Annotated in this window: 26 protein-coding genes; 22 read left to right on the top strand and 4 right to left on the bottom strand. The window is 67.9% G+C overall.

What is annotated here, in order from left to right; genetic code table 11:
- Window position 1: 1 nt before the first annotated feature.
- On the bottom strand, window positions 2-955 hold the full coding sequence (locus tag BSP_RS07175; RefSeq protein WP_152949775.1) for an endonuclease/exonuclease/phosphatase family protein: 954 nt from the start codon (window positions 953-955) through the stop codon (window positions 2-4).
- A gap of 66 nt (window positions 956-1,021) precedes the next feature.
- Here BSP_RS07175 and BSP_RS07180 point away from each other — a divergent pair, with 66 nt between their 5' ends.
- From BSP_RS07180 to BSP_RS07275, 20 genes are all read left to right on the top strand, one after another.
- Window positions 1,022-1,483, top strand: a complete 462-nt coding sequence (locus tag BSP_RS07180; RefSeq protein WP_152949776.1) for a DUF4112 domain-containing protein — start codon at window positions 1,022-1,024, stop codon at window positions 1,481-1,483.
- A 142-nt stretch (window positions 1,484-1,625) separates the two neighbouring features.
- Window positions 1,626-3,107 carry a DUF2793 domain-containing protein gene (locus BSP_RS16520; RefSeq protein WP_152949777.1) on the top strand — a complete coding sequence of 494 codons (1,482 nt, stop codon included), beginning with the start codon at window positions 1,626-1,628 and terminating at the stop codon, window positions 3,105-3,107.
- Window positions 3,104-3,259 (top strand): hypothetical protein, encoded by a 156-nt coding sequence (locus BSP_RS07190; RefSeq protein WP_152949778.1) that lies wholly within the window; start codon window positions 3,104-3,106, stop codon window positions 3,257-3,259. The genes BSP_RS16520 and BSP_RS07190 overlap by 4 nt, the downstream gene beginning before the upstream one ends.
- A complete protein-coding gene (locus BSP_RS07195; RefSeq protein WP_152949779.1) occupies window positions 3,256-3,543 on the top strand; it encodes a hypothetical protein in 288 nt (95 codons plus the stop codon). Before BSP_RS07190 ends, BSP_RS07195 begins: the two co-directional genes overlap by 4 nt.
- A complete protein-coding gene (locus tag BSP_RS07200; RefSeq protein WP_152949780.1) occupies window positions 3,540-3,923 on the top strand; it encodes a M15 family metallopeptidase in 384 nt (127 codons plus the stop codon). The genes BSP_RS07195 and BSP_RS07200 overlap by 4 nt, the downstream gene beginning before the upstream one ends.
- Window positions 3,920-4,414: a hypothetical protein gene (locus BSP_RS07205; protein WP_152949781.1), complete on the top strand. Its 495-nt coding sequence runs from the start codon at window positions 3,920-3,922 to the stop codon at window positions 4,412-4,414. Before BSP_RS07200 ends, BSP_RS07205 begins: the two co-directional genes overlap by 4 nt.
- A 357-nt stretch (window positions 4,415-4,771) precedes the next feature.
- A complete protein-coding gene (locus tag BSP_RS07210) occupies window positions 4,772-5,584 on the top strand; it encodes a flagellin (RefSeq protein WP_054765098.1) in 813 nt (270 codons plus the stop codon).
- A 298-nt stretch (window positions 5,585-5,882) separates the two neighbouring features.
- A complete protein-coding gene (locus BSP_RS07215; protein WP_054765099.1) occupies window positions 5,883-6,626 on the top strand; it encodes a flagellin in 744 nt (247 codons plus the stop codon).
- 110 nt (window positions 6,627-6,736) lie between these two features.
- The gene (locus tag BSP_RS07220; RefSeq protein ID WP_152949782.1) at window positions 6,737-7,534 is read left to right on the top strand and encodes a flagellin; all 798 of its coding nucleotides are present in this window, start codon (window positions 6,737-6,739) and stop codon (window positions 7,532-7,534) included.
- A 113-nt stretch (window positions 7,535-7,647) separates the two neighbouring features.
- Complete coding sequence (locus BSP_RS07225; RefSeq protein WP_054765101.1) at window positions 7,648-8,466, top strand: flagellin; 819 nt, start codon at window positions 7,648-7,650, stop codon at window positions 8,464-8,466.
- Between the two features lie 112 nt (window positions 8,467-8,578).
- Entirely contained in the window at window positions 8,579-9,316 is a 738-nt protein-coding gene (locus BSP_RS07230; protein ID WP_054765102.1) for a flagellin, read from the top strand.
- A gap of 86 nt (window positions 9,317-9,402) precedes the next feature.
- The gene (locus BSP_RS07235) at window positions 9,403-9,726 is read left to right on the top strand and encodes a flagellar protein FlaG (RefSeq protein WP_227976079.1); all 324 of its coding nucleotides are present in this window, start codon (window positions 9,403-9,405) and stop codon (window positions 9,724-9,726) included.
- Window positions 9,727-9,860: 134 nt separating this feature from the next.
- Window positions 9,861-10,778 (top strand): flagellin, encoded by a 918-nt coding sequence (locus BSP_RS07240; protein ID WP_054765103.1) that lies wholly within the window; start codon window positions 9,861-9,863, stop codon window positions 10,776-10,778.
- Between the two features lie 62 nt (window positions 10,779-10,840).
- On the top strand, window positions 10,841-13,543 hold the full coding sequence (locus BSP_RS07245; protein WP_152949783.1) for a transcriptional regulator: 2,703 nt from the start codon (window positions 10,841-10,843) through the stop codon (window positions 13,541-13,543).
- A gap of 78 nt (window positions 13,544-13,621) precedes the next feature.
- Window positions 13,622-14,308 (top strand): hypothetical protein, encoded by a 687-nt coding sequence (locus BSP_RS07250; protein ID WP_152949784.1) that lies wholly within the window; start codon window positions 13,622-13,624, stop codon window positions 14,306-14,308.
- Complete coding sequence (locus BSP_RS07255) at window positions 14,308-14,730, top strand: hypothetical protein (protein ID WP_152949785.1); 423 nt, start codon at window positions 14,308-14,310, stop codon at window positions 14,728-14,730. The genes BSP_RS07250 and BSP_RS07255 overlap by 1 nt, the downstream gene beginning before the upstream one ends.
- Window positions 14,731-14,917: 187 nt before the next feature.
- Window positions 14,918-15,412 (top strand): single-stranded DNA-binding protein, encoded by a 495-nt coding sequence (ssb, locus tag BSP_RS07260; protein WP_054766868.1) that lies wholly within the window; start codon window positions 14,918-14,920, stop codon window positions 15,410-15,412.
- Between the two features lie 48 nt (window positions 15,413-15,460).
- Window positions 15,461-15,877, top strand: coding sequence for a thiol-disulfide oxidoreductase DCC family protein (locus BSP_RS07265; RefSeq protein ID WP_227976080.1), 417 nt, complete (start codon window positions 15,461-15,463; stop codon window positions 15,875-15,877).
- A complete protein-coding gene (locus BSP_RS07270) occupies window positions 15,874-17,175 on the top strand; it encodes an SDR family oxidoreductase (RefSeq protein ID WP_152949786.1) in 1,302 nt (433 codons plus the stop codon). The genes BSP_RS07265 and BSP_RS07270 overlap by 4 nt, the downstream gene beginning before the upstream one ends.
- Window positions 17,172-17,642, top strand: coding sequence for a DUF2269 domain-containing protein (locus BSP_RS07275; protein WP_152949787.1), 471 nt, complete (start codon window positions 17,172-17,174; stop codon window positions 17,640-17,642). Before BSP_RS07270 ends, BSP_RS07275 begins: the two co-directional genes overlap by 4 nt.
- 4 nt (window positions 17,643-17,646) lie before the next feature.
- Here the strand turns inward: BSP_RS07275 and BSP_RS07280 are convergent, their stop codons facing one another.
- Both BSP_RS07280 and BSP_RS16200 read right to left on the bottom strand, forming a co-directional pair.
- Complete coding sequence (locus BSP_RS07280) at window positions 17,647-18,027, bottom strand: type II toxin-antitoxin system VapC family toxin (RefSeq protein WP_054765110.1); 381 nt, start codon at window positions 18,025-18,027, stop codon at window positions 17,647-17,649.
- Complete coding sequence (locus BSP_RS16200; protein ID WP_183218192.1) at window positions 18,024-18,302, bottom strand: type II toxin-antitoxin system Phd/YefM family antitoxin; 279 nt, start codon at window positions 18,300-18,302, stop codon at window positions 18,024-18,026. The genes BSP_RS07280 and BSP_RS16200 overlap by 4 nt, the downstream gene beginning before the upstream one ends.
- 96 nt (window positions 18,303-18,398) lie before the next feature.
- Here BSP_RS16200 and BSP_RS07285 point away from each other — a divergent pair, with 96 nt between their 5' ends.
- Complete coding sequence (locus BSP_RS07285; protein WP_152949789.1) at window positions 18,399-19,322, top strand: DMT family transporter; 924 nt, start codon at window positions 18,399-18,401, stop codon at window positions 19,320-19,322.
- A 29-nt stretch (window positions 19,323-19,351) separates the two neighbouring features.
- On the top strand, window positions 19,352-19,882 hold the full coding sequence (locus BSP_RS07290) for a DUF1003 domain-containing protein (RefSeq protein WP_224764363.1): 531 nt from the start codon (window positions 19,352-19,354) through the stop codon (window positions 19,880-19,882).
- Between the two features lie 59 nt (window positions 19,883-19,941).
- Here BSP_RS07290 and BSP_RS07295 read toward each other — a convergent pair whose 3' ends face one another.
- Window positions 19,942-20,517: a superoxide dismutase family protein gene (locus BSP_RS07295; protein WP_152949790.1), complete on the bottom strand. Its 576-nt coding sequence runs from the start codon at window positions 20,515-20,517 to the stop codon at window positions 19,942-19,944.
- Between the last annotated feature and the right edge of the window lie 106 nt (window positions 20,518-20,623).

The following is a 20,623-nucleotide window of genomic DNA, read 5'->3' on the forward strand; positions in this document are numbered from 1 at the left end:
GTCAGGGCGTGGCGCGGGTGAACTCGGTCACGACCGGATAGTGGTCCGAGCCGGTCGGTTCGCCGATGCGGCGGCTGAGCAGGGCCAGGTCCGGCGAGCGATAGACCTGGTCGATGGCGATACCCGCAAAGGCGGGCAGGGCCGAGGGCCAGGTGCCGGGGAAGCCGGGGGCGGGCAGGAGCCCCATGTCCGTCTTGATCTGGCGGCCGATCCGGGCGCTCGATACGCTGTTGAAGTCGCCGGCGGCGATGACCGGATGGGGCGGCGCGGCGCGTCGGCGCGCGTCCAGGGCCATGGCCTGGGTGATCTGGCCCCACTGATACTGATAGGGCCACGGCCGGGTCAGGTGGACGCCGAAGACGTTGATCGGACCCAGGGGCGTCTCGACCACGGCGCCCACGGCCGACAGGCCGTCGCGAGAGGCGGGCAGGCGGCGCAGGATCGGATAGCGGGACGCGACGACCGAGAGGGCCCGGCCGCCCGGCGCCTCCGCCGCCCCCATGACCGCGCGGTGCGGATAGCCCGCCAGGAGGTCGTCCAGACGATCCGACGCCGCATCGCCCACCTCGATCAGCACCAGAATGTCGGCGTCCGCCGCTGCGATCGATCGCTTCATGGCGGCGACGTCGGTGTTTTCCACCCAGAGGTTGGCGGAATACAGTCGAACCACAGGCTGGTCAGGCGCAGCGTGGCCCTGGGACGGCGCCCACTGCGGCCAGACGGCGATCGCCAGGACAAGAACCGAAGCGACGCCTGCGCCGGCGGCGGGCCAGAGGCGCAGGATCAGGCAGGCCAGGGTCACGCCGGACGCCGCCAAAAGGGCCGGCGCCGCGAACTGGGCCAGTATGTCCACCCAGCGATGTCCGACGCCGCTGAGCGCCGCCGCGCCGACGGTCGCCAGGCCGAGCAGGACCAGACCGGCGGCGGCGTTGGCTGCGGTCTTCAGCAACGACATCCTTATTGCCTTTCTCGGTGAACGCTGTTGGCTATGTCGCGTTGATGGGCCGCAGTGAGAGGCGACATGGCCAGACGGTCGATCAAGGATATCGAGAAGATCTGGTCCAATGTCGAGGGCGTCAAGAAACTGTCGGACCGGGTCATCGGCATAGGTCCGGTCGGCTTCGGCATGGACGCCCTCCTGACCTGGGCGCCAGTGGTCGGCACGGCCTATACGGCGGGCACGGGCGCCTGGCTGCTGTTGCAGGCGATTCGGGCCAAGGCGGCGCCTGGGACGCTGGCCAGAATGGCGGCCTATATGGCGCTGGATACGGCGACCGGGACGGTGCCGCTCGCCGGCGATCTGGTCGATACCTTCTTCCCCGGCCAGCTGCTGGCGGCCAAGGCCCTGCAAAAGGACATCGAGACCAGCCACTGGGTCGAGGACTCCGAAGCCAACGCCCGGGCCAGCGGCGAGCATGAACGCCATCTGGAGACGGTCCGGAACCACAAGTCCCTGCGTCGCGTGGTCTATCTGCACGACTGAGCCTGGGGGCGACGGGACGAAACTCCGCCGGTCGCGACGAACTTTTGACGTGAAAACAAGCCTGTGATCGCCGCTCCGTCCGTCTGACGCGCCTGGGTTCGCGGTGGCGGCAGATTGGTCTCCGACAAGAACGGAGACGGCGATGAGCGAAGATTTCACGGCACGCCTGGGCCTGCCCTATCTGGCGGCGGGGCAGATGCAGAAGCATGTGACCCTGAACGCCGCCCTGAGCCGATTGGACGCCCTGGTGCAGACGGCGGTGATCAGCCGGTCGGTTTCGAACCAACCGGCACAGCCCGCGGACGGCGACCTCTACATCCTGCCGCAGCAGCCGGTCGGCTCGGCCTGGAGCGGGCGCCCGGCGGGCGCCCTGATGCGGTTCGAGGCGGGCGGCTGGACCGAGGTCGCCGCGCCCGCGGGATTGATCGCCCTGGTTCTGGATGCGGGCGTGATCGTGGTTCGCAGCGCCGCCGGCTGGCAAGCGCTGGGCGACTGTCTGGGCGAGGCCCAGGGTCTGTCCCGCCTGGGGGTGGGAACGACGGCGGACGCCGCAAACCCCCTGGCGATCAAGAGCAACGCAGCCCTGTTCACCGCGCGCGGGGCGGGCGAGGGCGGCGACGGCGATCTGCGCCTGACCCTGAACAAGGAGGCGGCGGGCGACGTGCTGTCGCTGCTGTTCCAGAGCGGATACGGCGGTCGGGCGGAACTGGGTCTGGTCGGCGACGAGGATCTGAGCCTGAAGGTCAGCGCCGACGGCGGCGGTTGGCGCCGCGCCTTCGCCGTGGATCGAGCGACGGGCAGGGTCGCCTTCGATCAAGGCGCCACCCGGCGCGAAACCAGCGTCTTCACTGCGGACGGCGTCTATGCCCCGCCGACCTGGGCGCGGTGGATCGAGGTCGTCTGCGTCGGCGGCGGCGGCGGGGGCGGATCGGGCATGGCGGGGCCTTCGGGAACGGCGCGGTTCGGCGGCGGCGGCGGCGGGGCGGGCGGCTTGAGCGAAGGACGCTGGGCGGTCGAGGATCTGGCGGGGACGCTGGTGCTGACGGTCGGGACCGGCGGAGCCGGCGGGGCCGCCGCTTCTGGGGCCGGGGCGGACGGCTCCAACGGAGGCTGGACCGCTCTGGGCGAGGGCGGAGGAATGCTGCTGAGCGCCGCCGGCGGCGCCGGGGGTCGGGGCGGGGGCGCGGCCGCCGGTCAGGGCGGCATCGGCGGCCTGGGGCTGCGCAGAGGCGATCCCGGCGGCGACAGTTCGATCACAGCGACGGCCCAAGGCGGGGGCGAAACCCTGTGTCCCGACGGCCCCGGCGGGGGCGGCGGGGGCGGGGGCCTGTCGACCGCCGATGCGCCCCGCGCGGGCGGTCCGGGCGGGATCGGCGGCTGGACCGGCCGACAAAGTCCCGGCGGAGCGGCGGGCCAACCCGGTCAAACGTCTTCAACGCCCAATCTGGCCTGGGTCGGCGGCGGAGGCGGCGGGGGCGACGCCCAGGCTGGAGGTCCAGGCCGGGCGGGCGGCCCTGGCGGCGGGTTCGGCGGCGGGGGCGGGGGCGGCGGCGCGGGCCTGAACCTGTCCGGCGCCGGGGGCGCAGGCGCGGGAGGCGTGATCCGCATCACGGCGATCGGATGAGCCGTTCGCCCGATGCGCCTGAACCGATCGAGGTCTTGGACAGGGACGCCTGGGATGCGCCGGAGGCGCTGAACGACTGGGATCGCCGCGCGCAAACCGGCTGGGACGGCCGACACTTCAGCGCGCCTTTTGATGAAGAGGACGAAGAATGATCAGACGCAGACGGCCGGTTTCGGACCGGTCTTTCAGTCCGCCCCTGGCGGAGGCGCGCTGGCTGTGGCGCAGGCTCTACGCCTTCATGGTCAGCGCCGGCCTGTGGGTCCTGCTGATGCGGACGGTGGGGCGAACGCCCCCCGAAATGCTGCCCAAGATGACGGACGGGCTGATGGGGCTGCTGGCCCTGATCCTGGTGCTCTATCTGGTCGCGCCGACGGCGCAGCAGCTGGCCGCCATGATCGCAACCGCCCGTCCTCGCCTGCCGGGAGGTCGGCCATGAGTTTCGGACTGTCCCAAAGCTCGCGCCGACGGCTCCTGGGCGTGCATCCCGCCCTGGTCGCCGTGGTCGAGGCCGCCATCGCGCGGAGCCCCGTCGATTTCATGATCACCGAGGGCGTTCGGACGGCGGAACGACAGGCCGCCTTGGTCGCCGCCGGCGCCAGCCGCACCCGGCGCTCGCGCCATCTGACCGGCCACGCGGTCGATGTGGCGGCCCTGGTGGACGGACAGGTCCGCTGGGACTGGCCGCTCTACGGTCGGATCGCGGCGGCCTTCAAGGCGGCGGCCCAGGAGCTTGAGACCCCGATCATCTGGGGCGGCGACTGGCGGACCCTGCGGGACGGCCCCCATTTCGAACTGGATCACAGGGTCTTTCCATGACCCCGGACGCTCTGAGGAAAGGTCTGCGGGCCGGGGGCTGGACGGCGGCCGTCGTTGCGGTCGTGGCGTTGACGGTCGCCCTGTTGGGCGGGCTGGGCTTTCGCTGGGATCCGCTGAACCTGGAGCAGCGCCGACGGGTTCGGGCCGAAGCCCGGGCGTCCGAGGCCGCAGCCTCGGCGAGGGCGGAGGGCGAGGCTCGTCGCCATGAGCAGGCGGGGACCGTCGCGCAACTTCGTCGATTGGAGCATTTCAAACAGCAGGAGATCGAGGCCACGCGGGCGACCGCCGTCGCCGTCTCCGAGGCGAAAAGGGCCGATGATGCAAACACTCTTCTGGAAAGCCGCCGCGCCGATCGTCTGCGCGCTCACGACCGCGAGCTGTGCCGGCTCGCCCCGGACCTCGCCGGTTGCGCCCGCGCGTCTGATCCTGCCCGAGACGGCGAGCCGCCCCTGCGCCCTGGCGACGCTGCCGGCGGCGCCGACCCTGGCTGACCTTGAGGCCGCCTATATGTTGCGCGGCGCCCAGGTGCTGGCCTGTGACGGCGCTCGCCGGCTGGCGGTGGAGACGCTTCTGGCCGAGCGGGCGATGCAGGCTGCGGGACGGGCGTCCGTCCCGCAGCCTTAAGAAGGCATGGGGCAAAAACGACTCGGCAACTTCTGCCGCCGCACGACAGAAGTTGCCGAGTTTTCCGCCTTTCCATCAATAACAAGGCAGATAAATCAATGGCTTGATGAAATGGGCTCGGCTCACCGGCTTGGCCCCGCCCTTGCTCTAGGGAGGGCGGAGCAAAATGCTCCCGACGCTAAAACGGCGTCGCACATGCACAGAAGTGAAAGAGGGCAGCCAAAATGGCGAGCATCAACACCAATTACGGCGCGTCCATCGCGCTGCAGAACCTGAACAAGACCAACGCCCAGTTGGAAATGACGCAAAACCGCGTCAACACGGGCATGAAGGTCTCCAGCGCCAAAGACAGCGGCGCCATCTACGCCATCGCCACCGGACAGCGCGCCAACATGGGCGCAATGGAGTCCGTGCGCGCCTCCCTGCAGCGCGGCCAGTCGATCGTCGATGTGGCCCTGGCCGCCGGCGATACGGTGACGGCCGCCCTGGAGGAGATGAAGGGGCTGGCGGTCAGCATCGCCGGTTCCACCGGGGCGACCCAGACCTCCTATCTGACGGACTTCCGCGCCCTGGGCGCCGAAATCACCTCGGCCCTGGCCGGGGCGGGCTTCGACGGGGTCAACCTGTGGACGGGCGCGACGGCGACCAATCTGATCAAGGACGTCAGCGGCGGCACGACGGCGATCGGCTTCACGGTCGCAGGCGGCATGGCCGCCGACACGGCCATCACCACCATCACCAACCAAGCCATCGCCGCCGGCGCCGCGACGACGGGCGCGGTCGACGCCGCCATCGCCAAGGTGACGGAAGCCCTTTCGACCCTGGGCACCCAGTCCAAGTCGGTCGGTCGGCAAGTGACCTTCCTGAACAAGCTGCAGGACGCGACCGAGGCGGGCATCGGCAATCTGGTGGATGCGGATCTGGCCAAGGAAAGCGCGCGCCTGACCGCCCTGCAGACCAAGCAACAGCTGGGCGTGCAGGCGCTGTCGATCGCCAACTCCTCCAGCCAGACCCTGCTGAGCCTCTTCCGCAACTAGGTCGGCCCTGAAGGCTGGCCCTGAAGGCCGCGTCTGAGGGCCGACGCCGCCCCGTTCGAGGGGCGTTCGTCGGGTCCTTTTGGGGCTCGGGTCGGCAAGATGTGCCCAGTGAACGGCGGGGGTCGGCAAGTTCTGCCGGGCAAGAAGGAGGGTGAATCAATAGTAAACTAATGAAAACAGTGGCTTACCGTGACTTCTCGCCGTCGCCTCTGGCCCGGCAATTGCTTCTTACCCACTGAGCAAAAAGCTCCCTTCGCCAAAAGGGCGAAGGAATTCACGAAGTGAAAGGAACGCCAAAATGGCGAGCATCAATACGAACTACGGCGCGTCCATCGCGCTGCAGAACCTGAACAAGACCAACTCGGAGTTGGAGCGGACCCAAAACCGCATCAACACCGGCATGAAGGTCTCTTCGGCCAAGGACAGCGGGGCGATCTTCGCCATCGCCACGTCCCAACGCGCCAATGCGGCTTCGCAGGACGCGGTTCGCGCCGGCCTGCAACGGTCTCAGTCGATCACCGACGTGGCCCTGGCCGCCGGCGACACGATCACGGCCGCTCTGGAAGAAATGAAGAGCCTGGCCGTGTCCATCGCGGGCACGACGGCGGGTTCGGCCGCCGAAACCTCCTACCTGGCGGAATACAACGCCCTGGGTCTCGAAATCACCTCGGCGATTTCCGGCGCCTCGTTCGACGGCGTCAACAGCCTGACCACCCCCTTGGGCGTGGCCGGCGTGACCGACGTCAGCGGCGGCGGCAAGGCGCGCGCCGACGCCACGACCGCCAAGGTCGACACCGCCATCTCGACCGTGACCGCCGCCCTGTCGACCCTGGGCACCCAGTCCAAGTCGCTGGGTCGCCAGATCAGCTTCGTCAACAAGCTTCAGGACGCTCTTGAAGCCGGCGTGGGCAATCTGGTGGACGCCGACCTGGCCAAGGAAAGCGCCAAGCTGACCGCCCTGCAGACCAAGCAACAGCTGGGCGTGCAGGCGCTGTCGATCGCCAACTCCTCCAGCCAGACCCTGCTGAGCCTCTTCCGCTAAGGCCCGGAGGCCCGGTCGCCTCGGCGGCCGGGCCAAGGTCTTGAACCCCGAGCAAAACGCTCCCGTCGCCAAAACGGCGTCGGCCATCACGAAGTGAAAGGAACGCCAAAATGGCGAGTGTGAACACCAACTACGGCGCGTCCATCGCGCTGCAGAACCTGAACAAGACCAACTCAGAGTTGGAGCGGACCCAAAACCGCATCAACACCGGCATGAAGGTCTCGTCGGCCAAGGACAGCGGGGCGATCTTCGCCATCGCCACGTCTCAACGGGCGTCGGCCGCTTCGCAAGACGCGGTGAGGAGCTCGATCCAGCGCGGCCAATCCATCGTCGACGTGGCCCTGGCCGCCGGCGATACGATCACTTCCGCTCTGCAAGAGCAGAAGGCCCTGGCGGTCAGCATCGCCGGCTCCACCGGCGCGGCCCAGACCTCCTACCTGGCCGAATACAACGCCCTGGGGACTGAAATCGCCAGCGCCCTGTCCGGCGCGACGTTTGACGGCGTCAATCTGTTCTCCGCCAACGCCGCCGCGATCACGGTGCAGACCGGGCCGTCGACCACCTATACGCTGAAGGCCATCGCCGGCGCCGCGACCTCGGTCGCCACGACGACGACGGCGACGTCTGGCGATGCGGCGACCCTGGGGGCGACGGTGGACGGGGCCATCACGGCCTTCACCGCCATCCTGTCGGACTTCGGCACCAAGTCGAAGTCGCTGGGTCGTCAGATCAGCTTCGTCAACAAGCTTCAGGACGCTCTTGAAGCCGGCGTGGGCAATCTGGTGGACGCCGACCTGGCCAAGGAAAGCGCCAAGCTGACCGCCCTGCAAACCAAGCAACAGCTGGGCGTGCAGGCGCTGTCGATCGCCAACTCCTCCAGCCAGACCCTGCTGAGCCTCTTCCGCTAAGGCCCGGAGGCCCGGTCGCCTCGGCAGCCGGGCCAAGGCTTTGAAACCCCGAGCAAAATGCTCCCGACGCCAAAACGGCGTCGGCCCTCACAAAGTGAAGAAGGAACGCCAAAATGGCGAGTGTGAACACCAACTACGGCGCGTCCATCGCGCTGCAGAACCTGAACAAGACCAACTCGGAGTTGGAGCGGACCCAAAACCGCATCAACACCGGCATGAAGGTCTCGTCGGCCAAGGACAGCGGGGCGATATTCGCCATCGCCACGTCCCAACGCGCCGCCGCCAGCGCTCAGGACTCAGTCCGCAGCTCGATCCAGCGCGGCCAATCCATCGTCGACGTGGCCCTGGCCGCCGGCGATACGATCACGGCCGCTCTGGAAGAGATGAAGGGCCTGGCCGTCAGCATCGCCGGTTCCACCGGCTCGGCCAAGACCTCCTATGAGAACGAGTTCGCGGCCCTGGGTCAGGAAATCAAGAGCGCGCTGGACGGCGCCAGCTTCGACGGGGTCAACCTGTTGAAGACGGCCTCAACCGGCGGCACTGCGGTCAACGTCCGTATCGGCACGGGCGCCACCGACACCAAGACCATCGGCATCACGACCGATCTCAGCGCCAATACGGACCTGGCCAAGTTCACGGCCGCGTCTCCGACGGTGGCTGACTTCACCTCGGCCAACGTCGATCTGGTGATGACGGCCGTGACGACGGCCCTGTCGACCCTGGGCACCCAGTCCAAGTCGCTGGGGCGCACCATCAGCTTCGTCAACAAGCTTCAGGACTCCCTTGAAGCCGGCGTGGGCAATCTGGTGGACGCCGACCTGGCCAAGGAAAGCGCGCGCCTGACCGCCCTGCAGACCAAGCAACAGCTGGGCGTGCAGGCGCTGTCGATCGCCAACTCCTCCAGCCAGACCGTGCTGAGCCTCTTCCGCTAAGACCCGGAGGCCCGGTCGCCTCGGCGGCAGGGCCAAGGTCTTGAACCCCGAGCAAAACGCTCCCGTCGCCAAAACGGCGTCGGCCATCACGAAGTGAAGAAGGAACGCCAAAATGGCGAGCATCAATACGAACTACGGCGCCTCGATCGCGCTGCAAAACCTGAACAAGACCAACTCGGAGCTGGAGCGGACCCAAAACCGCATCAACACCGGCATGAAGGTCTCGTCGGCCAAGGACAGCGGGGCGATCTATTCGATCGCCACGTCGCAACGGGCCGCCGCCGCTTCGCAAGACGCGGTCCGCGCCGGTCTGCAACGCACCCAATCGATCACCGACGTGGCCCTGGCCGCAGGCGATACGATCACGGCCGCTCTGGAAGAAATGAAGGGGCTGGCGGTCAGCATCGCCGGATCCACCGGCGCGGCCCAGACCTCCTACCTGGCCGAATACAACGCCCTGGGTACGGAAATCGCTTCGGCGATCACCGGCGCCTCCTTTGACGGCGTCAACAGCCTGACGGCGCTCGGCTCGAACGCGGCGATCACCGCCGTGAACACCGGCAGCATCACCGCCGCCAACGCCACGACCGCCAACGTCGACGCCGCCATTGCGGCGACGACCTCGACCCTGTCGACCCTGGGCACCCAGTCCAAGTCGCTGGGCCGTCAGATCAGCTTCGTCAACAAGCTTCAGGACGCTCTTGAAGCCGGCGTGGGCAATCTGGTGGACGCCGACCTGGCCAAGGAAAGCGCCAAGTTGACCGCCCTGCAGACCAAGCAACAGCTGGGCGTGCAGGCGCTGTCGATCGCCAACTCGTCGAGCCAGACCCTGCTCGGCCTGTTCCGTTAAGGCGAGCGGCCGGGGCGGTTTCGCGACCGCCCCGGCCATCGTCCTCGTTTCATCAAGGAGACGCGGAGTGATCCGCGCAAGGAGCCATGACGGAGAATGTCGCCAGAATAAGCAGCGCTCTTGCACCCGTCGCACCCGCCAAGGCGGCCGAAGCCTCCTTGGAGGTGAAGCCCGTGAACGCCTCGGCCGCCGCGCCGACCGCGGATGAAGCGCCCCAGACGCCCAACAGTCTTGCAGACGCCGGACGCTATCGTCTGACGATCGAGGCGGTCGGTCGTCACCGCTTTGTCTACAAGGTTCTGGATCGGGTGACGGGGGAGGTGATCCGCCAACTGCCCCGCGAGGAGGTCGAGAAGCTGATCAGCGATCCGACCTATCGCGGAGGCCGGGTGGTCGACACCGCCGTCTGAGCCGGCGGGAGAGCCTGAATTTTTTAACGCCGCCGGCCCGCCGGACGGCGCAATCATGGTTTCCGGGGCGTTAACCATCCGCTCACGACTCATGATTAATACTGGCAGGAACAGAAAGTCCGGGGCTTGAAGCCATGACCAGCAGTATCCACACCAACACCTCGGCGATGATCGCCCTGCAGAACCTGAATCGCACCAGCGAGAACCTGGCGTCGACGCAGAGCCGGGTGAATACGGGGCTGAAGGTGCAGGGCGCCAAGGACAATGCTGCGGTGTGGGCTGTGGCCCAGGGCCAGCGGGCGGACCGAGGGTCGCTGGAGGCGGTCACCACCAGCCTGAACCGCGCCACCTCGATCGCCGACGTCTCCCTGGCCGCCGGGGAGCAGATTTCGGACATCCTCCTGGAGCTGAAGCAGAAGGCCACTGCGGCTGCCGACCCCAGCGCCACGGCGGCGACGCGCGCCTCCTACGATCAGGAATTCCAGTCGCTGCTGAAGTCGATCCAGTCGTTCGCCGACAACGCCATCTTCGACGGCGCCAATATTCTGGACGGCTCGGCGACGGCGGATCTGAACTTTCTCGCCAGCGCCGACGGCAATGAGACGATCGCCTTGAAGCGTCAGAACCTCGGCCTGGTGGGCTTGGGTCTGGCGGCCAACTCCTTCGATTCCGATCCCGCCACCGCCGGCGTTCAGGCCTGGACCAACAACGCCGCCACGCCGGAAGACGAAACCCTGCTGAATGCCGCGCCCGACCTGCTGACCCAGGAAAAGGCCAAGTTCGCCCTTCAGCGGATCGATGCGGCCATCACCGTCGCCGGCTCGCGCCTGTCGGAACTGGGCGCCCAGGCCAAACAGATCGAACGCCACACCACCTATGTCGGCAAGCTGTCGGATTCGCTGGAGGCGGGCATCGGCAATCTGGTGGACGCCGACCTGGCCAAGGAAAGCGCGCGGCTTCAAGCCCTGCAGGTCCAGCAGCAGCTGGGGGTTCAGGCCCTGGCGATCGCCAACCAGGCGCCGCAGATGATCCTGTCGCTGTTCAAGGGCTGATAGGGCGACTTAACAGCTCGTTATCGCTTGCGTCGTAGGCTGCCCCTGAGCGGAGCCGCGCTATGATAAGCAACAGCTATTTGCTAGGTCTGTATGGGATTTCGGCGGACTCGTCCTCGCTGATCGGCGCCTCTGCGACTCCGGCCAAGGCCAAGAAGACCCAGCCCACCGCGCCCTGGGCCAATTCCTCTGCTGCGACGGCGCCCAAGGCCAGCGACCTGGTGCGGGCGGCCCTGGCCGGGCGCAAGGTGATCGACGAGAGCGCCGTCGATCTGGATATGGCGGGCGCGTCCCCCGACTATCGCAAGCTTTTCGCCATCTACCAGGGACTGAACACGCTGAGCGCCCTGGCGGATCGCGCCGACGACAAGGGGTTGACCAAGCTCGAGGCGGATCAGCTGAACCGGCGCTTCTCCGCCGGTCTCGAAGAGGTGTCCAAACATCTCCAGACTGCCAAGTTCGAGGATTTGAAGGTCGTTCAGGGCGTCTCTAAAACCAGTGTGAAGACCGGCTACGCCCAGGAAAAGGCGCCCGCCAGCTTCGTCGCCAAGCCGATCCATGAGGGCGCCCTGGATGCGCCGGTCGCCGCCTTCGCCGGCGACGTCAAGTTCGCCATGTCGGTCAAGAGCGCCACGGGAACCGTCTCGGTGTCCATGGACCTGTCGGAGATGGGCGATACGACGCGCACCCTGGACAATGTCGTGGCCTATATGAACGGCAAGCTGGAAGCGGCCGGGGTAGCCAGCCGCATGGGCCGCGAAATGATCAAGGTCGAGCCCAAGACGATCAAGAGCGGCGACAAGACCATCACCCTGCCGGCGGGGCCGGACCAGTGGGCGTTGAAGGTCTGGGGTTCTTCCGGGGAGACCGTCTCCTATCAGGCCGTCGATACGTCTGACGCCGTCTATGTGACGCAGAATGTCGGCGGGACGACGGGTTCGAGCCAGCTTTTGAAGTTTCAGACGGACGGGGGCGCCGCCCCGACGCCGCAGCAGGGCGTGGCTGACCCCTTCTGGGTCGAAGGCCGGGTGGGCCGATCCGAACTTCCGCCGGGCGTCGAATCCGTCCGCGACAGCGTGACGACCGCCGACGGCTCGGTTTGGGTGTTGGCTGACCTGAAGGCGGGGGAGGCCAATCAGCCCATCAAGGGGACGCGCGACGTCGCCCTGATGAAGTACGACAGCGCCGGAAATCTGGTGCAGACCAAGCTCCTGGGCGCCGCCAGCAAGGCCAACGGCTTTTCTCTGGCGGCGGCGGCAGACGGCCGCATCGCTGTCGCGGGCTCTGTCACCGGGGCCCTTGAGCCGGGCAAGAGCGGGGCCGATGCGGCTGTGGCCGACAGTTTCGTCACCGTCTTCGACAGTTCGGGCCAGGAGCTTTGGACCCAACGCCGCGGCGCGAAGGCGGCGGACGAAGCGACCCAGGTGGGCTTCGGCGCCGACGGCCTGGTCTATGTCGCGGGTCGGTCGAAGTCGGCCATGCCGGGCACGATGGCTCTCGGCGGCTGGGACAGCTATGTCCAGACCTTTTCCCAGACCGCGCCGAATCGAAAAGGCATCGTGACGGCGATCAACATGTCCACCCAGCAGTTCGGTACGGGCGGAGATGACTCGATCCAGGCCATGACCGTGTCCGGCGCGGATCTGTTCACCGCCGGCGTGGAGAACGGCCGCGCGGTGGTTCGCCGGTTCACGCTGGACGCCTCGGGCGTTCCCACCCTGGCCGCGACGCGCGACCTGGGATCGGCCAGCGGCAAGATCGCGGGAATCTCCGTCGAAAACGGCAAGGTGGTGCTGACGGGGGAAACCAGCAATCCGGCCCTGGACCTGGGAACCCCGATCCAGGCGCATGCGGGGGGCACGGACGTCTTCGTCGCCGCCTTCTCGACCGATCTTCAGGACACCGGCGCCGATCGCCTGACCTATTTCGGCGGGGCGGGGGACGACACCGCCGCCGATGTCGAGGTGCGCAACGGCAAGGTCTGGATCACCGGCTCCAACCGGGACGAGGGGGCGACAAAGACCGATCCGACGCGCGCCTATCTGGCGCGGCTGGATCTGGCGACGGGCGCGGTGGAGTCCAACCAGACCTGGCGCGCCGACGGCGACCAGGCCAAACCCGCCAGCCTCAGCATCGTCTCCGGCGGCGCCAGCGTTCTGGATCGGCTGGGCTTGCCGCAGGGCGAAGTCATGCAGGCGGACTCCAAACTTCTGACCGTGGCGACCTCCGCCCGTGTCGGGGATCAGTTCTCGATTACCCCGGCCGGCGGGGGGCGAGCCCTGACCGTCACCATCGAAGCCAAGGATACGCTGGACACCCTGGCCAAGAAGATTTCCGTCGCCTCGGGGCGTCAGCTGGAGGCCAAGATCGTCTCCGACCTGAAATCGAATCCGCCGACCCAGAGGCTGCAGATCACCCCCGCGGCCAATCGCGAGGGCGCGGTCATCACGGCCGGACCCGCCGGCAAGGATGCTCTGGCCGCCCTGGGTCTGACGCCCGGCCTCATCAGCAAAACGGCGACGAGCGACAAGAAGACGATCGGGCTGAATCTGCCCAACACTCTGAATCTGAACGACGCCGCCTCGATCAAGGCCGCGAACGACGCCCTGGCCGCCGCCCTGACGGCGGTCCGCTCCGGCTATCGCGCCCTGGCTCCCTCCACTGGGACGATCACCAACACCCAGACGAACAAGGGCTCGTCCACCGTCTATCAGCAGACCCAACTGGCCAACTATCAGGCGGCGCTCAGCCGTCTTGTCGGCTGATTGCGAAGGCGCGTGGTTCCCGGTTGACGGCCGGCGCCGGTTCCGGGTTATTGGACGCCTCAGTCGCGAAAGTTCGCCATGGCCCTTCCTCAAGACAATCGCGTCATCATCGCCGTCGGCGCCGGACTGGTGATCATCGCCGCCGTCGTCCTGGCTCTGATCTTCACCAGCGGCGGCGACAAGACCCCCCAGACGCCGCCTGCGGCCAAGGGCGGCCTGACCGTCGATCTGGCCGACGCCCCCTCGCTGGAGCCGACGCGCGAACTGCGCTGCTTCGTCAACGGTCAGTTCGTCGGGATGGCGACCCTGGCGGACTGCGCCCAGCGCAACGGTCTGGCGACCGACGCCCTGGACGTCGGCATTGACGAAACGGGCGCCCTGGCCGCCGCGCCGACCGCCGCCTTCGCCCCGCCGCCGGAGCTGCCGTCCGTCGAACTGGCCCAGGCGGAACCCGCGCCGCACATGGAACCCAAGCCCACGACGCCCAGCGCGCCTGCGTCTTCGGCGCCGGCTGCGGCGGGCGCGCAGTGTCTGCGCCACACCGGCTCAGACTGGCGCGTCCTGTCCAGCGGCATGAGCCTGAACGCCTGCGTCCAGGCCCTTTACGCCGGAACCTGCGTCCGTCCCGGCGACGCGCAGTACGGCCGCTGGGGCGAGACCACCCTGCGTCTGGTGCCGCGTCGCGTGGAACAGTCCAGCGACAACACCCGTTTCCGCACCTTGGCGGAGCAGGACCGCAACTGCCAATTCCCGGGTCTGAACTGATGCGCGTGCTCGCCCTTTCGATGATCGCCGCCGCCGCTCTGGGCGCCTGCTCCAACGCGCCGAAGTTCGAGTTCCAGCCCGGCGTCTGCTATTTCGTCGCCACGCCGGACGGACAGCCGCCGCGGCTTCAGAAGATGAGCGAAAACGTCGCCCAGATCGAACTGTGCGCCGCCCAGCTGGAGGAGATGCGCCTGCGCTTCCTGCGCATGGGCGGCTCGAATCAAGAGGTGGCCGGCGCCTATCAGGGCCGCTTCATCTTCATTGATCGGGAGGGGGTGAAGTTCGGCAAGAGCCTGACGGGAAGCCGCTTCTTCGCCATGGCCCGCACCGGCGACGGGCGGCTGGCGATACCGGGCGCGATCCAGAGGGACGAGACGGGCCGGCCCGTCGCCGTCGCCGCGCCCCCGCCCGAGACGCCCTGACCGCTCAGCCGGTCTTCGTTCGAGGGACTTGCGGCGCTCGAACAAAAGTGGAACAAAGCCTTAATCCACCGTTTTGGCGGGTTGGGCGTCGAATGCGGCTGACGGTGATCCGCAGCGGCTCTAAGACATCCGACTGAATTTGAAGGGCGGGCGAGGTGATCGCCGGTCTGGTGAGAAGGAAGTTTCCATGGCGGGCAGCGTCAACAAGGTCATTCTGGTCGGCAATCTGGGCCGCGATCCTGAAATCCGGTCGATGCCGAACGGCGACCGCATCGCCAACCTGTCCATCGCCACCTCGGAAACCTGGCGCGACAAGTCGACCGGCGAGCGCAAGGAAAAGACCGAGTGGCACCGGGTCGTCATCTTCAACGACAACATCGTCAAGGTCGTCGAGAACTATGTGAAGAAGGGCTCGACCGTCTATGTCGAGGGCGCGCTCCAGACCCGTAAATGGACCGATCAGCAGGGCGTCGAAAAGTATTCGACCGAGATCGTGGTCAGCCGCTTCAAGGGTGAACTGACCATGCTGGGCGGCCGGTCCGAGGGCGGCGCCTCCCAAGGCGGCGGTTACGGCGGCGGTCGCGGCGACGACGACTATTCCTCGGGCTTCTCCACCGGCGGCGCCAACCGCCCCAGCGGCCCCAAGGAAAGCTACGACCTGAACGACGACATTCCGTTCTAAGCGCTCGAGGTGGGGCGGGGGCCTTACAGCTATCGTGAGGATCCCGCCGTGCCGGTGTTCCCGGACGACCGGCCCGTGGTTCTTTTCGATGGGGATTGCGCGCTCTGCTCCAGCTCGGCGCGCAAAATCCTGACGGCCGACCGGGCCGGGCTGTTCCGTTTGGCGCCGACCCAGTCGGCTCTGGGGCAGGCTTTGTTGACGCATTACGGCGTCAGCCCCGACGACCCCGCCACCATGCTGCTGATCCAGGACGGCATGGCGCGCGAACGCTCCGACGCCGTCCTGGCCATCGCCGCCCAGCTGCCTGCACCCTATCGGTGGGCGATCATCGGTCGGATCGCGCCCCGGTTCATTCGCGACCGCCTGTATGATTTCGTGGCGCGTCGCCGTCGCCGGTTTCCGGGTGCGACCTGGTGCGCCCTCCCTCCGGCAAGCGTCGATCTGAAGGACAGAGTGCTGGGATGAGCGGTCGCGTGCTGGTGCTGGGCGCCAACGGCTTCATCGGCTCGCACGTGGCGGCGGCCCTGTCCGCAGAAGGCTGGAGCTTAAGAGCGGGCGCCCGGCGTATCGCCGAACCGTCCCGACGCGCGCCGGGTTTCGACTGGGTCGCGGCCGACTTTTCGAAACTGACGACGGCCCAGGCCTGGGCGCCGCTGCTGGAGGGGGTGTCGGCCGTGGTGAACTGCGTCGGCGTGCTTCAGGACGGCGGCGGCGACAGCACCCGCGCCGCCCATGTCGACGGCCCGCGCGCCCTGATCACGGCGTGCGAGGCGGCGGGCGTGGCCCGACTGATCCACATCTCCGCCGTCGGCGCCGACGAAGCGGTCGGCACCGACTACGCCCGCACCAAGGCCGAGACCGAACGACGGGTCGCAGACAGCGCGCTGGACTGGCTGATCCTGCGGCCGTCGCTGGTGGTGGACCGGGCGGCCTTCGGCGGCACGGGTCTGATCCGCGCGCTGGCGGCCTTTCCGCTGTTTTCGCCCGTCGTCGGCGGCGACCAGATCTTCCGTCCGATCCCCTTGGGCGATCTCACCGTCGCCGTCGTCGCAGCCCTGCGGCCCGGCGCCCCGTCGCGCCTGATTCTGGACATGCCCGGGCCGGAGGCGGTGACCATGGCCGAGACGGTGCGCCTCTATCGCGGCTGGCTGGGCTTGAAGCCGGCGCCGGTCGTTCGGGTTCCCCGCGCCCTGGCCGCGCCCGCCCTGGCGATCGGCGATCTGCTGGGACGGCTGGGCTGGTCCTCGCCGATCCGCACCACGGCCATGCGCCAGATGGATCACGACGTCGCCGGTCGCGACAGCGGCTGGGCCGAGCGGCTGGGCGTATCGTCGCGCGGCTTTTCCCGCTTCCTGGCCGAGACCCCGGCCTCGGTCCAGGACGTCTGGCACGCCCGCCTGTGGTTCGTCCGCCCGATTTCGATCCTGACCCTGGGCCTGTTCTGGCTGATCACCGGCCTGATCAGTTTCGGCCCCGGCTGGAGCGGCGCCGTCGCCATATTGCACGAAGGCGGCTATGGCCGCTGGGCCGGGCCGGTGGCCGGGTGGGGCGCCCTGCTGGACGTGGTTCTGGGCCTGGCCCTGTTCGTGCGGCCCTGGACGGCGCGGGTGGCGATCCTCATGTGCGTGGCCACCGTGGGCTATCTGATCGCCGGCAGCCTCAGCCTGCCGCACTACTGGATCGACCCCTTGGGGCCGTGGCTGAAAGTCCTGCCGATGATGGCCCTCTGCCTGTTCGTCGCCGCCACGGACTCCCGTCGATGAGCCTCTATTTCGCGCTGAAGATCATCCACATCCTGTCCGGCGCCGTCCTGTTCGGCACAGGCGCAGGCATCGCCTTCTTCATGCTGCGCGCCCACGCCACGCGCGACGCCAGGACGGTGGCCGAGGTCGGCCGTATCGTGGTCCTGGCCGATTTCGTCTTCACCGCCACCGCCGTCGTGGTCCAGCCGATCAGCGGCCTGGGCCTGATCCATCTGCAGGGCTGGCCCCTGACCAGTCCCTGGCTGTTGGCGGCTTACGGGCTCTATGTCTTTGTCGGCCTCTGTTGGCTGCCGGTCGTCTGGATCCAGTACCGGATGATGAAACTGGCCGAACAGGCGGCGGGGCAGGGGGGCGCGCTCCCGCCCGCCTATCATCGCCTGTTCCGCTGGTGGTTCGCCCTGGGCTGGCCCGCCTTCGCCGGCGTCCTGGCGATCTATTGGCTGATGGTCGCCAAGCCGACGTTCTGAAGCCTCACCAGACCGCCTGATCGAAATGGCGCAGGATCACCCGGTCGGCGGTGATCAGCGTCGCCCCGTCGGCCATGGCGTTGGCGACGATCAGTCGGTCGAACGGATCGCGTGTCCAGGCGAAGCGGCAGGCGGCCTCGGCGACGGCGGCGGCCGAGGCGTCCGACAACTCCAAATCCAGACGCTCCTGAAGGTCATGCAGCAGAAGGTCGGCCGTCTTCAGCTTGACCCGACCGATCTCGATCAGGATTTCGATCTCCACCACGACCAAGGGGGACAGACGCAGGTCGCGAGCCCGCGCCAACTGCGCCTTCGCCGCGCGGCTGATCTGCCGATCCAGTCGGTAATAGAGCCAGAGGGCGACCTGGGTGTCGAGGTGGATCACTTGTCGTCGAAGTCGAACTTGGCGTCCGGATCCCAGGTCCAATGGCTCTTGTTGGTGTCGATATCGTCGGGGCAGTCGTCGGCGCCTTCCCGAACGCCCTGGGCCATATAGGCGTCCCAGCGTTCTTCGGGCGTCATCGGTTTTGCGGGGGTCTCGGCGATCAAGGTCAGCCGCCGCCCGCCGCGCCGGATCACCAGCGGCTCGCCGGTTTCCAGCACGCTGTCGACCAGCCGGAACAGGTCCTTGCGCAAGGCGGTCAGGGTGACTTCGGTCATATGTACATGTTGGGCGTCAGGCCTGTACATGTCAATGCAACGCCCGGACACGGCATGTGAAGGGCGTTCTGGCGCGCACCGTGCCATAGGCGGGGCATGTCCGACGCCGCCGCCGCCGCCCCGCCGCCTGCAAAGCCCCATGCCCTGACCGGGCTGGAGATCGCCGCCATCGTGGCGATCATCATCGTCTGGGGCGTGAACAATGCGGGCGCCAAGCTGGCGACCGAGACCCTGCCGCCGCTTCTGGTCGGGGCGATCCGGTTCGGCATCGCCACCGCCTGCCTGATCGTCTTCGTTCGCCCGCCCTTCCCGGACTGGCGCAGCCTGACCCTGATCGTCCTGCTGGGGGGGCCGATCCAATATGGTCTGGCCTATACCGCCTACTGGTTGGCGACCGACGTCAGTCCGGTCACCGTGGCCAACCAGCTGTGGATTCCCTTTACGGCCCTGTTCGCCTTCCTGATCCTGGGCGAGCGGCTGAACAAGGCGGCCCTGGTCGGCATGGGGGTGGCCTTTGTCGGCGTGGCCTGGATGACCCTGGACGCCCATGCGCTTCAGGACTGGAAGGCCATTCTGGTCGCCATTGCGGCCGGCGCCGCCTGGGGCGTGACCACGGTGGTCGCGCGGCGCACCACCTCGATCCCGCCGCTGAAGATGCAGGGCCTTTTGGCGCTGGGCGCCTTTCCGGTCATGGCCTTCGGCTCGGCGGTGTTCGAGCATGGCCAGTGGGAGGCGGTGAAGGCGGCGTCGCCCATGGTCTGGGCCTCGCTGCTGTGGGCCGGGATCACCTCGTCCGTGCTGGCGACCACCCTGCTGTTCTGGCTGGTGCAGAGGCGCGAGGCCGGCCGGGTCACGCCCTATCTGCTGGTGACGCCGGTCGTGTCCATGCTGATCGGCTGGGGCTTCATGGGGGACGTGCTGACGCCCCAGATCCTGACCGGTTCGGCCATCGCCATGGGCGGGGTGGCCCTGGTGGCCCTGGCCGAACGGGGCTTGCGCGCGGGGGCCGCCAAGGCTTGATCTGGGGCGCAAGCCTCAGGAGCCCGCCCTTGTCCCACGCCCCGATTGACGCCGACCATCTGTCCCGCCGCTGGCTGGGCAAGGCCAAACACGATCTGCCCGCAAACGCCGCCAGCGTGATGCAGAGCACCGCCGACCGACGTCCCATTTCCGAGGACGTCAACACCGCCTTTCAGGGGCGTCAGACCTTCGGCGACCGACTGGCGGATCGGGTCGCCGCCTTCGGCGGGTCCTGGCCCTTCATCATCGCCTTCGGCGTGTTTCTGGCGCTCTGGACCGCCGGGAACCTGCTGTTGCGCAAGGCCGCCTTTGATCCCTATCCCTTCATCTTCCTGAACCTGGTCCTGTCCATGCTGGCCGCGGTGCAGGCGCCCGTGATCATGATGAGCCAGAACCGCCAGGCGGCGAAGGACCGGCTGGACGCCAGCAACGACTATCAGGTCAATCTGAAGGCCGAGATCGAGATCATGGCCCTGCTGGACAAGGTGGAGCAGCTGACGGCCCGCCAGGAGGAACAGACCCGCATGATCGAGCGGCTGCTGATCCAGAAGGGGCGATGACGCCACACCCCCGTCATCCTCGGGGTCAGGCCCGAGGATGACGCAGAGGGCGAGAGAACTCAGCTCGCGTTCAGGGCCGCACAGGCCACCCGATCGCCGGCGCCGCCGATCGGCTGGGTCGAATGGTCGTCGGGATTGGCGTGGATGATGATGGCCGAGCCGTCTTCGTCCCACAGCCACTGGCCGGGGCCTTCCGAGGAAATGCGCGCGCGGGTGGTGAAGAGTTCGGCGTTCACCTTGCCGTCCGCCCCCGCATAGACGTTCGGCAGATCGCCGTCGTCCGGCCCTTGGGCGTTTAGCAGGCCGTGCGGGGCCTTGGGCTCGCTGTGGTTGATATGGCCGCCGGACGAGGTGAAGGGGGCGGCGCAGGCGCCCGTCGCATGGATGTGGATGCCGTGCCAGCCCGGCGTCAGGCCGGAAGCCTCGACCCTGATCACCAGGCCGGTCGGCCCCTGACGCAAATCGACGCGACCGATGTTGGCGCCCGAGGCGTTGACCAAGACTGCCTGTCCCGCCGCACCGACCGGGGAGCGCTCGGCCTGGGTCTGGGGGGCGTTGCCGGTCGCGGCGCAGGCTGCGGTGAAGGCCAGGGGAGACGCCAGGGCGACGGCGAAGGCGAGGGTCTTGGCGTGCATGTGGAAAGTCCTTTCAGAGACGGGCTTTCACGGCGGCGTCGCTTTGCCACCGCAGTCCTAGAATGCTAGAAAACGCGACAGCGGATCACGTTCCGATTCCGGCCGC

Source organism: Brevundimonas sp. Bb-A (assembly GCF_009394735.1).
GTDB classification, from domain to species: Bacteria; Pseudomonadota; Alphaproteobacteria; order Caulobacterales; family Caulobacteraceae; genus Brevundimonas; species Brevundimonas aurantiaca.